General features: G+C 70.8%; 14 protein-coding genes. 7 read left to right on the plus strand and 7 right to left on the minus strand.

The window, feature by feature from the left end; translation table 11 throughout:
• Positions 1–28: 28 nt before the first annotated feature.
• From folP to ABZ887_RS10915, 5 genes are all read left to right on the plus strand, one after another.
• Positions 29–967 carry a dihydropteroate synthase gene (gene folP, locus ABZ887_RS10895; RefSeq protein ID WP_361285961.1) on the plus strand — a complete coding sequence of 313 codons (939 nt, stop codon included), beginning with the start codon at positions 29–31 and terminating at the stop codon, positions 965–967.
• Positions 964–1,467, plus strand: coding sequence for a nuclear transport factor 2 family protein (locus ABZ887_RS10900; RefSeq protein ID WP_361285964.1), 504 nt, complete (start codon positions 964–966; stop codon positions 1,465–1,467). Before folP ends, ABZ887_RS10900 begins: the two co-directional genes overlap by 4 nt.
• Before the next feature lie 258 nt (positions 1,468–1,725).
• Positions 1,726–2,085, plus strand: a complete 360-nt coding sequence (gene folB, locus ABZ887_RS10905) for a dihydroneopterin aldolase (protein WP_217556024.1) — start codon at positions 1,726–1,728, stop codon at positions 2,083–2,085.
• On the plus strand, positions 2,082–2,693 hold the full coding sequence (folK, locus tag ABZ887_RS10910) for a 2-amino-4-hydroxy-6-hydroxymethyldihydropteridine diphosphokinase (protein ID WP_361285968.1): 612 nt from the start codon (positions 2,082–2,084) through the stop codon (positions 2,691–2,693). The genes folB and folK overlap by 4 nt, the downstream gene beginning before the upstream one ends.
• A 50-nt stretch (positions 2,694–2,743) precedes the next feature.
• The gene (locus ABZ887_RS10915) at positions 2,744–3,232 is read left to right on the plus strand and encodes a DUF3180 domain-containing protein (protein WP_361285971.1); all 489 of its coding nucleotides are present in this window, start codon (positions 2,744–2,746) and stop codon (positions 3,230–3,232) included.
• A 22-nt stretch (positions 3,233–3,254) separates the two neighbouring features.
• Here ABZ887_RS10915 and folE read toward each other — a convergent pair whose 3' ends face one another.
• From folE to dacB, 6 genes are all read right to left on the minus strand, one after another.
• On the minus strand, positions 3,255–3,860 hold the full coding sequence (gene folE, locus ABZ887_RS10920; RefSeq protein WP_361285974.1) for a GTP cyclohydrolase I FolE: 606 nt from the start codon (positions 3,858–3,860) through the stop codon (positions 3,255–3,257).
• A gap of 136 nt (positions 3,861–3,996) precedes the next feature.
• On the minus strand, positions 3,997–6,036 hold the full coding sequence (gene ftsH, locus ABZ887_RS10925) for an ATP-dependent zinc metalloprotease FtsH (RefSeq protein ID WP_361285977.1): 2,040 nt from the start codon (positions 6,034–6,036) through the stop codon (positions 3,997–3,999).
• Between the two features lie 210 nt (positions 6,037–6,246).
• Positions 6,247–6,807, minus strand: coding sequence for a hypoxanthine phosphoribosyltransferase (hpt, locus tag ABZ887_RS10930; protein WP_093500061.1), 561 nt, complete (start codon positions 6,805–6,807; stop codon positions 6,247–6,249).
• A gap of 76 nt (positions 6,808–6,883) precedes the next feature.
• Positions 6,884–8,035 carry a tRNA lysidine(34) synthetase TilS gene (tilS, locus tag ABZ887_RS10935; RefSeq protein WP_361285980.1) on the minus strand — a complete coding sequence of 384 codons (1,152 nt, stop codon included), beginning with the start codon at positions 8,033–8,035 and terminating at the stop codon, positions 6,884–6,886.
• 191 nt (positions 8,036–8,226) lie between these two features.
• Positions 8,227–9,360, minus strand: a complete 1,134-nt coding sequence (locus ABZ887_RS10940; RefSeq protein ID WP_361285983.1) for a zinc-dependent metalloprotease — start codon at positions 9,358–9,360, stop codon at positions 8,227–8,229.
• 275 nt (positions 9,361–9,635) lie between these two features.
• Positions 9,636–11,252: a D-alanyl-D-alanine carboxypeptidase/D-alanyl-D-alanine-endopeptidase gene (gene dacB / locus ABZ887_RS10945; protein WP_361285985.1), complete on the minus strand. Its 1,617-nt coding sequence runs from the start codon at positions 11,250–11,252 to the stop codon at positions 9,636–9,638.
• Between the two features lie 124 nt (positions 11,253–11,376).
• Between dacB and ABZ887_RS10950 the strand changes: the two genes are divergently transcribed.
• Together ABZ887_RS10950 and ABZ887_RS10955 are read left to right on the plus strand one after the other, a co-directional pair.
• Entirely contained in the window at positions 11,377–11,868 is a 492-nt protein-coding gene (locus tag ABZ887_RS10950; protein ID WP_089099927.1) for an inorganic diphosphatase, read from the plus strand.
• Between the two features lie 129 nt (positions 11,869–11,997).
• Positions 11,998–13,653, plus strand: coding sequence for a threonine/serine exporter family protein (locus ABZ887_RS10955; protein ID WP_361285989.1), 1,656 nt, complete (start codon positions 11,998–12,000; stop codon positions 13,651–13,653).
• 139 nt (positions 13,654–13,792) lie between these two features.
• Here ABZ887_RS10955 and ABZ887_RS10960 read toward each other — a convergent pair whose 3' ends face one another.
• The gene (locus ABZ887_RS10960; protein WP_361285992.1) at positions 13,793–14,674 is read right to left on the minus strand and encodes a VTT domain-containing protein; all 882 of its coding nucleotides are present in this window, start codon (positions 14,672–14,674) and stop codon (positions 13,793–13,795) included.
• Between the last annotated feature and the right edge of the window lie 80 nt (positions 14,675–14,754).

A 14,754-nucleotide genomic window follows, 5' to 3' on the forward strand; every position in this document is an offset into this window, starting at 1 on the left:
CGCGGGGCCCTGGGCCTACGCTGAACGTATGAGCAACCACAGCGGACGTGGCCAGGTGGCAGGGCTTCCGGCATGGGACCGGTGCGCGGTCATGGGGGTCGTGAACGTCACCCCCGACTCCTTCTCCGACGGCGGCCGCTGGTTCGACACGACGGCCGCCGTCAAGCACGGCCTCGTCCTCGTCGCCGAGGGCGCCGACCTGGTCGACGTCGGCGGCGAGTCCACCCGCCCGGGCGCCACCCGCGTCGACGAGGACGAGGAACTGCGCCGGGTCATCCCCGTCGTCCGCGGCCTCGCCGCCGAAGGCGTCGTCGTCTCCGTCGACACCGTGCGCGCCTCCGTCGCCGCACAGGCCCTCGCCGCGGGCGCCGCCCTCGTCAACGACGTCAGCGGCGGCCTCGCCGACCCCGACATGATCCCCGTCGTCGCCGACTCCGGCGCCCCCTTCGTCGTCATGCACTGGCGCGGCTTCATGGAGGGCGGCGCCAACGTCAAGGGCGTGTACGGCGACGTCGTCACCGAGGTCCTCGACGAACTGCACGCGCGCGTGGACGCCGTCCTGGCCGGCGGCATCTCCCCCGACCGCATCGTGGTCGACCCCGGACTCGGCTTCTCCAAGAACTCCGAGCACGACCTGACGCTGCTCGCCCACCTCGACCGGCTGCACGCCCTGGGCCACCCGCTGCTCGTCGCCGCCTCCCGCAAGCGGTTCCTCGGCCGGGTCCTGGCCGGCCCCGAGGGGGCGCCCCCGCCGGCCCGGGAGCGCGACGCGGCGACGGCCGCCGTCTCGGCGCTCGCGGCGCACGCCGGCGCATGGGCGGTGCGCGTCCACGAGGTACGCGCCACCGCGGACGCGGTACGGGTCGCGCGCGCCATGGAGGAGGCACGCACCGGAACGGACGCACCGGGCGCACAGGCCACGCAGGCCACGGCGAACCTCCCCCACCGCGCAGAAGGAGCCCGGTGAGCGCCCCCCACACCGACGTCGAGCAGGTCGAGGCGGCCAACACCGCCTTCTACGAGGCACTGGAGAACGGCGACTTCGAGGCGGTCTCCGCCCTCTGGCTCACCCCCGCCGACCTGGGCGTCGACGAGGAGTACCACGACCCGGCCGACAGCGGCGTGATCTCCTGCGTGCACCCGGGCTGGCCGGTGCTGACCGGCCGCGGCGAGGTCCTGCGGTCGTACGCGCTGATCATGGCGAACACCGACTACATCCAGTTCTTCCTCACCGACGTGCACGTCTCCGTCACCGGCGACACCGCCCTGGTGACCTGCACGGAGAACATCCTCAGCGGCGGTCCCGCCCCCGAGGGCGGCCAGGAGCTCGGCCCGCTGGTCGGACAGCTCGTCGTCGCCACGAACGTGTTCCGGCGCACCCGGGACGGCTGGAAACTCTGGTCCCACCACGCCTCCCCGGTGCTGTCCGAGGCCGACGAGGACGAGGACGACGAGACGCCCTCCTGAGCACGCCACACCCTTCCAGGCCCCTCACGGACCAAGAAGTGGCTGGAATCACGAACTCGCGAGTAGCCAGGGCCACCGGCCCATGAGCCGCCGGGTTCTCCGGGGGAAACACGCGATGAACCCTGCCGCACCCGGGCGGCCGCCCGGCCCCTGTACCCCGGCTCTGTCAGTGCCCGCAGGTAGATTCATGGGTGGCCGGTCCGTCGCACGCACGCGATGCCGCCCGGCCGCACACCGACGATTGCAGGAGTGATTCGCGTGGATCGTGTCGCGCTGCGCGGCCTGAGGGCCCGCGGGCACCACGGTGTCTTCCCCAAGGAGCGCGAGGAGGGCCAGACCTTCATCGTGGACCTCGTCCTTGGCCTGGACACCCGGCCGGCGGCGGCCGACGACGACCTGGCGAAGACCGTGCACTACGGCGTCGTGGCCGAGGAGGTCGTCGCCGTGGTCGAGGGGGAGCCGGTGAACCTGATCGAGACGCTCGCCGAGCGGATCGCCCAGGTCTGCCTCAAGCACGAGGGGGTAAGAGAGGTCGAGGTCCAGGTCCACAAGCCGGACGCGCCCATCACCGTCCCCTTCGACGACGTCACCGTCACCATCACCCGGAGCCGAGTATGACCGCATCCTCCCTGCGGGGTCCCAGCGACCCGACCGTCCAGCCGGTGCCCGCCTCCGTCGTGGCGCAGGTCGACGCCGCCGACACCACCCTGTCCAACCCCAGACGCGCCGTGGTCGCCCTCGGCTCCAACCTCGGCAACCGCCTGGAGACCCTCCAGGGCGCCATCGACGCTCTGGAGGACACCCCCGGCGTCCGCATCAAGGCCGTGTCTCCGGTGTACGAGACGGAGCCGTGGGGCGTCGAGCCCGGCAGCCAGCCGACGTACTTCAACGCGGTCGTGGTCCTGAAGACCACCCTCCCGCCGTCCTCCCTGCTGGAGCGGGCACACGCCGTCGAGGAGGCGTTCAACCGGGTGCGGGACGAACGCTGGGGGCCGCGCACCCTCGACGTCGACATCGTCGCGTACGCCGACGTCGTCTCCGACGACCCGCAGCTCACCCTCCCGCACCCGCGCGCCCACGAGCGTGCCTTCGTGCTCGCGCCCTGGTACGACATCGACCCCGAGGCCCTGGTGCCCGGCCGCGGCACGGTCGCGGAGCTGCTGGCCGCCGTCACCCGGCACGGTGTGGAAGCACGCGGGGACCTGGAACTCCGACTGCCCGAGTAGTCGTTAAGGTCGAGACGACCACATCGCTGCGGGGGAGCTGAAGGAAAACAGTGAAAGAGCTGCGGATCAGGGTGCTGGCCGGCGTCTTCGTGGTGGCCGGAGTGCTGTCCTGGGCGGGCGCCCGTCTGTGGAACGCGGTGGGGACCCTGCCGAGCGTGCCGGTGGCCGCCCCGATCGTCCTCGCACTGATCGCCGTGGTCCTGCTCTCCACGGCGCTCTCGCTGCGCGCCCGCCTCAAGGCCCAGCGCGAGCGCCGCCCCGGCGCGAAGGGCGTCGACCCCCTGATGGCCGCCCGCGCGGTCGTCTTCGGCCAGGCCAGCGCCCTGGTCGCGGCCCTCGTCGCCGGCATGTACGGCGGCACGGGCGTCTTCCTCCTGGAGCTCCTCGACCTCCCCACCCGCCGCGACCAGGCCCTCTACGCGGCCTTCTCCGTCGTCGCCGGCATCGCCGTCATAGCGGCGGCCCTCTTCCTGGAACGCGTGTGCAAGCTCCCGGAGGACGACGACAACAACCACAGCGGGGCCGAGCCGGTGGCGTGAGCCCCGCTTCTCCGCCGGGTCGTCAGCGCGCCAGTATCAGGCTCATCGCCTCGGCGCGGGTCGTGGCGTCCCTGAGCTGGCCGCGGACCGCCGACGTCGTCGTCTTGGCACCCGGCTTGCGGATCCCGCGCACCGACATGCACATGTGTTCGGCCTCGACCACGACGATCACGCCCCGAGCCTCGAGGATCCGCATGAGCGAGTCCGCGATCTGCGTGGTGAGTCGTTCCTGCACCTGCAGGCGGCGAGCGAACACCTCGACCAGGCGTGCGAGCTTCGACAGACCCGTGATCTTGCCGGTCTCCGCCGGGATGTAGCCGACATGGGCCACACCGTGGAACGGCAGCATGTGGTGCTCGCACAGGGACACGATCTCGATGTCCTTGACCAGGACCATCTCGTCGTGGCCGAGATCGAAGGTCGTCGTCAGGACCTCTTCCGGTTCCTGGTGGTTCCCGGCCAGCAGCTCGCGATAGGCCCGCGCCACCCGTGCCGGTGTCTCCCTGAGGCCTTCCCGGTCCGGGTCCTCGCCGACCGCGATGAGGAGTTCGCGTACGGCGTTCTCGGCGCGTTTCTCGTCGAACTCGCCGATGGTTCCCTCGCCGTCCAGGGTCACGGGGTCGGTCATCTGGGGTGCCTCGTTCCTTCGGGTCGGCGCGTGTGGGCCGCGCGCCTCATCTGCGGGCATACCGAAATGCCGCGCCCCCCAGGCTAGAACCTGGGGGGCGCGGCATCCATTCCGAGCCAGGCGAGGCCGGTGTGACTCAGCTCTCGGGTCGGTCCTCGGGGGCCTTCTCGACCGCCGCGGCGGGCTCGGCCGCCGTGGACTTGGCGGTGCTGATCGCCGGCGTCGCGCCGTTCGCCCCGTTGGTCAGTGCGAGCTCCCTCGGGGAGAGCACCGGCGGGCGGGTGGACGGCGTACGGCGGGAGGAACCGGTCCACGCGGGGCGCGCGGGCCGCTTGTGGAGCGCCGCGAAGATCTCGGCGATCTCCTCCTTGCCCAGGGTCTCCTTCTCCAGCAGCTGGAGAACGAGGTTGTCGAGGACGTCGCGGTTCTCGACCAGGATCTCCCAGGCCTCGTTGTGCGCGTTCTCGATGAGCTTCTTGACTTCCTCGTCCACCAGGGCGGCGACCTCTTCCGAGTAGTCGCGCTGGTGGGACATCTCACGGCCGAGGAAGGGCTCGGTGTTGTCGCCGCCGAACTTGATCGCGCCGAGACGCTCGGTCATGCCGTACTGCGTGACCATCGCGCGAGCGGTGGCCGTGGCCTTCTCGATGTCGTTGGCTGCGCCGGTGGTCGGGTCGTGGAAGACCAGTTCCTCGGCCGCGCGGCCGCCCAGCATGTAGGCCAGCTGGTCGAGCATCTCGTTGCGCGTGGTCGAGTACTTGTCCTCGTCCGGCAGGACCATCGTGTAGCCGAGGGCGCGGCCCCGGGACAGGATCGTGATCTTGTGGACCGGGTCGGAGTTGGGGGAAGCCGCCGCGACCAGGGCGTGTCCGCCCTCGTGGTACGCGGTGATCTTCTTCTCCTTGTCCGACATGATCCGGGTCCGCTTCTGCGGGCCCGCGACCACGCGGTCGATCGCCTCGTCGAGCATCTGGTTGTCGATGAGCTTGCGGTCGCTGCGGGCCGTGAGCAGCGCCGCCTCGTTCAGCACGTTCGACAGGTCCGCGCCGGTGAAGCCCGGCGTGCGGCGGGCGACCGCCGCGAGGTCGACGTCGGGCGCGACCGGCTTGCCCTTCTGGTGGACCTTGAGGATCTCCAGACGGCCCTGCAGGTCCGGCGGGTCGACCGCGATCTGGCGGTCGAAACGGCCGGGACGCAGCAGCGCCGGGTCGAGGATGTCGGGCCGGTTCGTCGCGGCGATGAGGATCACACCGCCCTTGACGTCGAAGCCGTCCATCTCGACGAGCAGCTGGTTCAGCGTCTGCTCGCGCTCGTCGTGACCGCCGCCGAGGCCGGCGCCGCGGTGGCGGCCGACCGCGTCGATCTCGTCGACGAAGACGATCGCCGGGGCGTTCGCCTTGGCCTGCTCGAAGAGGTCACGCACTCGGGAGGCACCGACACCGACGAACATCTCGACGAAGTCGGAACCGGAGATCGAGTAGAAGGGGACCCCTGCCTCGCCGGCGACGGCACGCGCGAGCAGCGTCTTGCCGGTGCCGGGGCGGCCGTAGAGGAGCACACCCTTGGGGATCTTGGCGCCGACGGCCTGGAACTTGGCCGGCTCCTGCAGGAACTCCTTGATCTCGTGGAGTTCCTCGACGGCCTCGTCGCAGCCCGCGACGTCCGCGAACGTCGTCTTCGGGGTGTCCTTGGTAATGAGCTTCGCCTTGGACTTGCCGAAGTTCATGACCCGGGAGCCGCCGCCCTGCATCTGGTTCATCAGGAACAGGAAGACGACCACGATGAGGACGAAGGGCAGCAGGGAGAGCAGGACGCTGACGAACGCGTTCTGCTTGGTCGGCGCGACGGTGTAGCCGTCGGGGATCTGCTTGTCCTGGTACTTGGTCTGCAGCGTGTTGGCGATGGTGACGCCCTGGTCGCCGATGTAGCTCGCCTGGATCTTCGAGCTGCCGTCGACCTTCTCGCCGTTCTTGAGCGTGACCTTGATGGTCTGCTCGTCACCGGTGGTCAGCTTGGCCGATTCCACCTTGTTGTCATTGATCGCCGCCACGACCTGGCCGGTGTCCACCGTCTTGTAGCCGCCGGACGAGCCGACGACCTGCATCAACACGACCACGGCAAGGACGGCCAGCACGATCCACATGACCGGCCCACGGAAGTATCGCTTCACGTCCATCCATACGGAGCGATGTCGCCCCGTCCCTCCTGCCATAGTGAGTTTGATAAGACAGTTCTTCTGACGGTACCCCAGCATTGTCGCCCGAAGCCGTACGAAGCTGCTCGGACGACTGGTGAAACCCGTCTCTGCATGCTCCAACGGCGCGAAACCCGCTGGGGTTCCCGATCGTCTTACGTAAGTGGACCCTCCGGCGTATCAGCCGGGGGGTCAGCCGCCGTAGACGTGAGGCGCGAGCGTACCGACGAACGGGAGGTTGCGGTACTTCTCGGCGTAGTCGAGGCCGTAGCCGACGACGAACTCGTTGGGGATGTCGAAGCCGACCCACTCGACGTCGATGGCGACCTTGGCCGCGTCCGGCTTGCGCAGCAGGGTGCAGATCTTCAGGGTCTCGGGCTCGCGGGAGCCGAGGTTGTTGATCAGCCAGGACAGGGTCAGGCCCGAGTCGATGATGTCCTCGACGATCAGGACGTGCCGGCCCTTGATGTCGGTGTCGAGGTCCTTGAGGATCCGCACCACACCGGAGGACTGGGTGCCCGCGCCGTACGACGACACGGCCATCCAGTCCATGGTGACGGGGGTGGACAGCGCCCGGGCGAGGTCCGCCATGACCATCACGGCGCCCTTGAGGACGCCGACGATGAGCAGGTCCTTGCCCGCGTACTCCGCGTCGATCTTCGCGGCCAGCTCGGCCAGCTTCGCGTCGATCTCTTCCTTGGTGATGAGCACCTGCTGGAGGTCGGCACCCATGTCTTTCGCGTCCACCCGCATCACTTTCGGTCGGTCGTCCCACCGGCCTACCCGGCCCTTCGCAGGAGCACCGAGGAGCTCTCCGCGAGGTCGGGATTCAGCCTTGCCGAATCACCAGTCTGCCACCCTGACGCTGGGCGACGACTTTGCCGGGGAGATTGATGGCCCCCTGGCCGCGCCAGCCGGTGATCAGGCGGTCGACTTCCTCGATGTGCCGGGCGAACAGCGAACCGGCCGGTGCGCCCGCCTCGATGGCGGCCCGGCGCAGGATCCGGCGGCGGACCGCGGGGGGCAGGGCGTAGAGCTTGGCGCACTCCAGCAGGCCCGCCGCATCCCGTACGGAGGCCTCGGCCTGGCTGGCCCAGGTGTCGAGGGCGTCGGCGTCGTCGCGGGAGAGCTGGGCGGTGCGGGCGAGCGCCTCGACGACGCCCTTGCCGAGGGCCTTCTCCAGGGCCGGCAGGCCCTCGTGGCGGAGCCGGGAGCGGGTGTAGGCCGGGTCCGCGTTGTGAGGATCGTCCCAGACGGGGAGGGCCTGGACCATGCAGGCCTTGCGGGCGGTCTGCCGGTCCAGCTGGAGGAACGGGCGCCGGTAACGGCCGTCGGCCCCCGAGACCGCGGCCATTCCGGACAGGGAGCGGATGCCGGAGCCGCGGGCGAGGCCGAGCAGGACGGTTTCGGCCTGGTCGTCTCTGGTGTGGCCGAGCAGGATCGCGGTGCCGCCGTGCCGTTCGAGGGCGGCGTCCAGGGCGGCGTAGCGGGCGTCGCGGGCGGCGGCTTCGGGTCCGCCGTCGCGGCCGACGGTCACGGTGATGGACTCGACCGGGTCGAGGCCCAGTTCGCGCAGGCGCAGGACGACCTCGTCAGCGCGCAGGTCGGAGCCGGGCTGCAGGCCGTGGTCGACGGTGATGCCGCCCGCGCGGATGCCGAGCTTGGGGGCTTCGAAGGCGAGGGCGGAGGCGAGCGCCATGGAGTCGGCGCCGCCGGAGCACGCGACGAGGACGAGCGGGGAGGGGGGCCGCTCGTTCGGTGTCTGCTCCGGGATCTCCGGGATGCCCGGGATCGCCTGGATGCCGCCGCCGGGGCGCGCGCGGCGCGCGCCGATGCGCCCGCCGACGCGTTCACCGGCGCGTTCGCCGGTGGCACGACTGTGGGGGCTGCGGCCGGTGTGGCTGCTGTGGTCGGTGAGGATGTCGTGGAGGACGCGGCGGACCGCCAGGCGTATCGCCGCGACCGCAGGATGGGGACCCATGTCCGGTTCCCTTCATGAAGTTTTCGGGGGGTGAACCCGAGACCGGTCACTCAGAGTGTGTAGATGGTGACAGAAACGGGCCGTTCCCCGAGCATCGCACGCCTACCCATCGCTCACGGTCCCTCGGACGGGTGATTGGAGGGGCGTTCGCCTGCCGTCGGCCGGTTTCGGTTCACCACACATCCGCTGGTTCACGACTCGGCCTTGCGGTGCACCCGCGCGACCCAGTCCGCCGGTTTGGCGATCTCCGCCTTGGTCGGCAGGGTGTTCGGGGAGGTCCACACCCGGTTGAAGCCGTCCATGCCGACCTGGTCGACGACGGCCCGCACGAAGCGTTCGCCGTCCCGGTACTGACGGAGTTTGGCGTCCAGGCCGAGCAGCTTGCGCAGGGTCATGTCGAGCCGGGAGGCGCCCTTGGCGCGCCGCTGCTGGAACTTCTCGCGGATCTCGGCGACGGTCGGCACGACGGCGGGTCCGACGCCGTCCATGACGAAGTCGGCGTGGCCCTCCAGGAGGGACATGACGGCGGTGAGCCGGCCGAGGATCTCGCGCTGGGCGGGGGTCTGCACCAGTTCGACGAACGACCGTCCGCCGTCGTCCTCCTCGGCCTCGGGGCGGCCGCCGGCGAGGGACTGGGCGGCGTCCCGGATGCGTTCGAGGACGGTCATCGGGTCGACGTCGGTCTCCGAGAGGAACGACTGGATCTCGCCCTCCAGATGGGCGCGCAGCCAGGGCACGGCCGTGAACTGGGTGCGGTGCGTCTCCTCGTGCAGGCACACCCACAGGCGGAAGTCGTGGGGCTGTACGTCGAGTTCGCGCTCCACGTGCACGATGTTCGGGGCGACGAGCAGCAGTCGGCCGCCGCCGTTCTCGTCCGCCGGGAGGTCGCGGGAGGAGGGGGCGAAGGTCTCGTACTGGCCGAGGACCCGGGACGACAGGAACGACAGGAGCATGCCGAGCTCCACGCCGGTGACCTTGCCGCCGACCGCGCCGAGGACCGCACCGCCGGGGGTGCCGGCCCGCCGCTCCTGCATCTTGTCGAGCAACGGCTTGAGGAGTTCCCGGAACCCGGCGACGTTGGCCTTCACCCAGCCGGGGCGGTCCACCACCAGAACGGGGGTGTCGTGTACGGCGTCGGTCCCCATACGAGTGAAGCCCCGGACGTGTTCCTCCGAGGCCTTCGCGTGCCGCCGCAGCTCCGCGACGATGACCCGGGCCTCGTCGCGGCTCACCTCGGGCCCCGGCCGCACGAGCCGGGTCGCGGTCGCCACCGCGAGATTCCAGTCGACCATCCCAGAAGAAGCAGCGCCACCGATGCTCGTCATGCGTCAACCGTACGTTAACGCTCCCACTTGGGGCAGGCCGTGGAGGTTGGTGAGGTTGGTGTGACTTGTGTGGTGGGGTGGGGTTGGGGTGCTTGCGTCGGCAGGGGCGAGGTCAATTTTCAGGTGCCCGGCGCTGTCGGCGGTGCCCACCCTCCCCCACTCTCGGCTTCGCTCGAGCGGGGGGACCCCCATCGCCCTGCGGAACGCCTGCCCACGGCAGTTGAGAAGCAGCCGCGCCGCCACGGCGGGCGGCGGGCGGCGGGCGGCGGGCGTGGTTACAGGCCCGCCAAGGCCGTCGCCGTTCTGTCCAGGGCCGCCTGGGCCTCCACCGGGTTGGTCGTGTCCGAGGTGAGGAAGGCGAAGGCCAGGAGGCGGCCGTCCTTGTCGACGACCGTGCCCGCGAGGGTGTTGACGCCGGTCAGGGTGCCGGTCTTGGCGCGGACGACGCCTGCCGCGCCGTCCGTGTAGCGGCCGGTGAGGGTGCCCGTGAAGTGGGCGACGGGGAGGCCGGTGAGGACCGCGCGCAGGCCCGGGTGGTCGGCGTCGGCGGCCTTGACGAGGAGGGCGGTGAGGAGGTTCGCCGTCAGCCGGTCGTCGCGGTTCAGGCCGCTGCCGTCGTGGAAGGAGACCCCGGTCATCGGCAGGCCCAGCCTGGTCAACTGGGCGTCGATCGCGGCCGCTCCCCCGTCGAAGCTGGCCGCCTTGCCGCTCGCGAGCGCAGTCTGGCGGGCCAGGGCCTCGGCGATGTCGTTGTCGCTGTTGGTCAGCATGCGCTCGACGATCGAGGACAGCGGCGGCGAGGAGACGGTGGCGAGGGTGTCGGCCCGGCTGCTCGCCTTGGAGGTGCCGGGGGACGACGTCTTGATGCCGGCGTCCGCCAGGAAGCCCGCGAACTTCCGTGCCGCGTCGGCCGCCGGGTCGCTCACCCGGGTCACGGGTCCCTCGACGGAGTCGTTGGTGCGGCCCTCGTCGGCGGTCAGGGGGCTCACCCGCGCGAGGTTGCCGTTGACGCCGATGGGGTGCAGGTCGGGGCCGGAGTAGAGGGTGGTGTCGTACGAGAGGGTGACCTGCTTGATGCCCCGCGCGGTCAGCGCCTTCGCCGTCCCGGTGGCGAGGGTGCGCAGGCTGGCCCAGCCCGCCGCGTCCTTGCGCGCGGTCAGCGTGGGGTCGCCGCCGCCGACCAGGACGACCTCTCTGGTGCCCGGTTCGAGGGCCACACGCGTGGTGATGCGGTGGTCGGCGCCGAGGGCGGAGAGGGCCGCGACGGCGGTGGCGATCTTGGTGGTGGAGGCGGGGGTGAGGGCGGTGTCGGCGCCGGAGCCGTACAGGCGGCTGCCGGTGGCCACGTCGACGACCACGGCGGTACGGGTGCTGCCGAGCGCCGAGGAGGCCAGCAGGGGCCCCAGGAGCTCTCTGACGGCCGTCCCGGAGATCCCGGCGGACTTCCCGGCGGGGGCCGACTTCACGGTGTTCGTGCCGCCGCCCAGGCCCGTCAGGACGGATCCGGCGCTGGGCGCGGGGTCGGGCTCGCCGTCGGCTGTGACGGAGTGCGCACCGGAGCCGTGATCTGTGCCACCCGTCCGCTCCAGGGCGGCGGCCCGGTCCCGCTCGGCCGTACGCTGGCCGTCGGCGTCCCAGGGGCCCGCCGCGGTCACCGCACCGGCGGCCAGCGCGAGCCCGGCCGTGGCGGCGCCCGCGGTGTACTGCCAGGTCCTGAGGGTCCGGGACCGAGGTCGAGGGGGGCGGACCAGGGTGGCCAGCCGGGGTCCCGTCGCGCGCGTGACGCGTGCGAGATGCGGTCCCACCGCCCGCCGCAACCGCGCGACCTGCGGTTTCGTGGCGGTCGCGAGGCGGGCCAGCCGCGGTCGCACGGCGCCCGCGATCTTCCGCACACGCGGTTTCGCGGACTGCCAAGGCCTCAGCTCTGGCACGACCACCAGCCCCTTTCGCGATCACACACCTGCGTGGGGGACACTTAACCATCAGAACTATGTGTTGATCATGGAGGAGCCACCGGTGGAGTTCGACGTCACGATCGAGATCCCGAAGGGTTCGCGGAACAAGTACGAGGTGGACCACGAGACCGGTCGGATCCGCCTGGACCGTCGTCTCTTCACCTCGACCGCCTACCCGACCGACTACGGCTTCGTCGAGAACACCCTCGGCGAGGACGGCGACCCGCTGGACGCGCTGGTCATCCTGGACGAGCCCACCTTCCCGGGCTGCCTCATCAAGTGCCGCGCGATCGGCATGTTCCGGATGACCGACGAGGCCGGCGGCGACGACAAGCTGCTGTGCGTCCCGGCGACCGACCCGCGCGTGGAGCACCTGCGCGACATCCACCACGTGTCGGAGTTCGACCGCCTGGAGATCCAGCACTTCTTCGAGGTCTACAAGGACCTGGAGCCCGGCAAGTCCGTCGAGGGCGCCAACTGGGTGGGCCGCACCGACGCCGAGGTCGAGATCGAGCGGTCGTACAAGCGCTTCAAGGAGTCGGGCGGTCACTGAGACCACCCCGGCAGGCTGTAACCGGGAAACGGGCCGCACGCACGCGTGGGGCCCGTTTTTCGTGCCCGCTGCGTGGTCACGCGCATACTGGGGCTCACGTGCAGATGTCGTTCAGGGAGCGTTACGACGGTGACGGAGGCGGAGGACCGCAAGCCCCGGTCGGACGAGGCCAGGTACGACCCGGAGATCACGTCGGAGTTCGCCGTTCCGGCGGGCATCGCGGTCCCCGAGGGCGGCGGCGAGTCCGAGTCCACGTCGGAGTTCACCGTGCCGGAGGGGCTGGTGGCGCCGCAGCCGGTGAGCGGCGGGGCGGAGGGGTCGGCGTTCAGCACGCCGAGCATCTACAGCGCCGACGACGCCCCGGCCGCCTTCACGCCGGCCTCCGGGTTCCCCACGGTCAGCCTCGTCAAGGACGCGCCCTGGCAGGACCGGATGCGCACGATGCTGCGCATGCCGGTGACCGAGCGGCCGGCGCCGGAGCCGCTGCCGAAGGCCGAGGAGGGCGGCCCCGCCGTCCCGCGCGTGCTCGACCTGACGCTGCGTATCGGTGAGCTGCTGCTGGCGGGCGGCGAGGGCGCGGAGGACGTGGAGGCCGCGATGTTCGCGGTCTGCCGGTCGTACGGCCTCGACCGGTGCGAGCCGACCGTCACCTTCACGCTGCTGTCGATCTCGTACCAGCCCTCGCTCGTCGACGACCCGGTGACGGCGTCCCGGACGGTGCGGCGGCGCGGGACCGACTACACGCGCCTCGCGGCCGTCTTCCGGCTGGTGGACGACCTCATCGACCCCGAGGCCCATGTCTCCCTGGAGGAGGCCTACCGGCGGCTCGCGGAGATCCGCCGCAACCGGCACCCGTACCCCGGCTGGGCGCTGACCGCCGCGAGCGGGCTGCTCGCGGGGGCCGCCTCCGTGCTGGTCGGCGGTGACTTCCTGGTGTTCGTGGCGGCCGCGGTCGGCGCGATGCTCGGTGACCGGCTGGCGTGGCTGTGCGCGGGGCGGGGGCTGCCGGAGTTCTACCAGTTCATGATCGCCGCGATGCCGCCGGCCGCGATCGGGATCGCGTTCTCGCTCGCCCACGTCGACGTCGCGGCGTCCGCCGTCGTCACCGGTGGGCTGTTCGCGCTGCTGCCCGGGCGGGCCCTGGTCGCGAGCGTCCAGGACGGGCTCACCGGCTTCTACATCACCGCCTCCGCACGGCTGCTGGAGGTCATGTACTTCTTCGTGGGCATCGTCATCGGGGTGCTGACGGTCCTGTACTTCGGCGTGAAGCTGGGCGGCCGGCTCAACCCCGACGTGGCGCTCGGCGTCTCCTCGCGGCCGCTGATCCAGATCGCCGCGTCGATGGTGCTGTCGCTGACCTTCGCGGTACTGCTCCAGCAGGAACGATCCACCGTGCTGGCCGTGACGCTCAACGGGGGTGTCGCGTGGTCGGTCTACGGTGCGATGCGCTACGCCGGGGGGATCTCGCCGGTCGCCTCCACGGCGGTGGCGGCCGGGCTGGTGGGGTTGTTCGGGCAGCTGCTGTCGCGGTACCGGTTCGCGTCCGCGCTGCCGTACACGACGGCGGCGATCGGACCGCTGCTGCCGGGGTCGGCGACCTATTTCGGGCTGCTGTCGATGGCTCAGAACGAGGTCGACAAGGGGTTGGTGTCGCTGGCCAAGGCGGCGTCGCTCGCGATGGCGATCGCCATCGGGGTCAACCTGGGGTCGGAGATCTCCCGGCTGACCCTGCGGGTGGGGTCGGCCGGGAAGCGGAGGGCCGCGAAGCGGACCAGGGGGTTCTGAGCGCCCAGTGGGGTGGGGGGCTCGGGTGGGACGGCGGCTGCGGGTGCGTGGGGGCTGATCGCGCCCACGCGGCGGTAGCCGCAAATTCAATGCAGCCCCGCGCCCCCAAAAACAAAAGCCAAGAGCAGGGCGTTGCCGCTTACGGCGCCTGGTAGTGGTCCTCGGTGTACGGGTTGTGCTGCTGGCCGTAGCCGTTCTGGCTGTAGCCGCCCTGGTCGTAGTACGGCTGCTGCTGCCCGTACTGGGGCTGCTGGCCGTACTGCTGCTGTTGCGGCTGGGGTTGCGGCTGGTGCTGCTGCGGGGTGTACGTAGGCTCGATGCGGCGGAGCTGGGTCGTCGCGTAGTCCGTCGCCTGCGGGGTCGGCTGCTGCTGGAGCGGCTGCTCCGTGCGGGCCGCCTTCTTGTCCTTCGCGCGGGCCCGCAGGAACTCGATGACGATCGGGACCACCGAGACGAGGACGATCAGGATCAGGATCGCCTCGATGTTGTTCTTGACGAAGTCGATCTTGCCGAGCCAGGAGCCGAGCAGGGTGACGCCGGCGCCCCACATGACGCCGCCGATGACGTTGAAGGTGAGGAACGAGCGGTACGCCATGCCGCTGACGCCGGCGATGATCGGCGTGAACGTGCGGATCACCGGCACGAAGCGGGCCAGGATCAGCGACTTCGGCCCGTGCTTCTCGAAGAACTCGTGCGCCTTGGTGACGTTCTCCTGCTTGAAGATGCGGGAGTCCGGCCGGTTGAAGAGCGACGGGCCGACCTTCTTGCCGAACATGTAGCCCGCCTGGTCACCGAGGATCGCGGCGACGCAGATCAGGGCGACGGCGCCCCACAGCGGGAAGTCCAGCTGGTTCGAGGTGATCAGCAGGCCACAGGTGAAGAGGAGCGAGTCGCCCGGGAGGAAGAAGCCGATCAGGAGGCCGGACTCGGCGAAGACGACCAGGAGCAGGCCCCAGATACCGAACGAGTCGAGAAGTTGGTTCGGGTCCAGCCAGCTCGGGCCGAGGGCCATCGTCATCACGGTTCCGGGCTCCTGAAGGGGGAAGGCACGTCGGTTTCGTCGTGCGGGCGCACAAAGCTATCAACGTAATGTGTCCGCCC

Source organism: Streptomyces sp. NPDC047061 (assembly GCF_040643955.1).
Classification (GTDB): Bacteria; Actinomycetota; Actinomycetes; order Streptomycetales; family Streptomycetaceae; genus Streptomyces.

Coding starts and splice junctions, on each gene's coding strand:
- folP (WP_361285961.1), top strand. CDS start 29: ATGAGCAACCACAGCGGACGTGGCCAGGTGGCAGGGCTTCCGGCATGG.
- folK (WP_361285968.1), top strand. CDS start 2,082: ATGACCGCATCCTCCCTGCGGGGTCCCAGCGACCCGACCGTCCAGCCG.
- folE (WP_361285974.1), bottom strand. CDS start 3,860: ATGACCGACCCCGTGACCCTGGACGGCGAGGGAACCATCGGCGAGTTC.
- ftsH (WP_361285977.1), bottom strand. CDS start 6,036: ATGGACGTGAAGCGATACTTCCGTGGGCCGGTCATGTGGATCGTGCTG.
- hpt (WP_093500061.1), bottom strand. CDS start 6,807: ATGCGGGTGGACGCGAAAGACATGGGTGCCGACCTCCAGCAGGTGCTC.
- tilS (WP_361285980.1), bottom strand. CDS start 8,035: ATGGGTCCCCATCCTGCGGTCGCGGCGATACGCCTGGCGGTCCGCCGC.
- ABZ887_RS10940 (WP_361285983.1), bottom strand. CDS start 9,360: ATGACGAGCATCGGTGGCGCTGCTTCTTCTGGGATGGTCGACTGGAAT.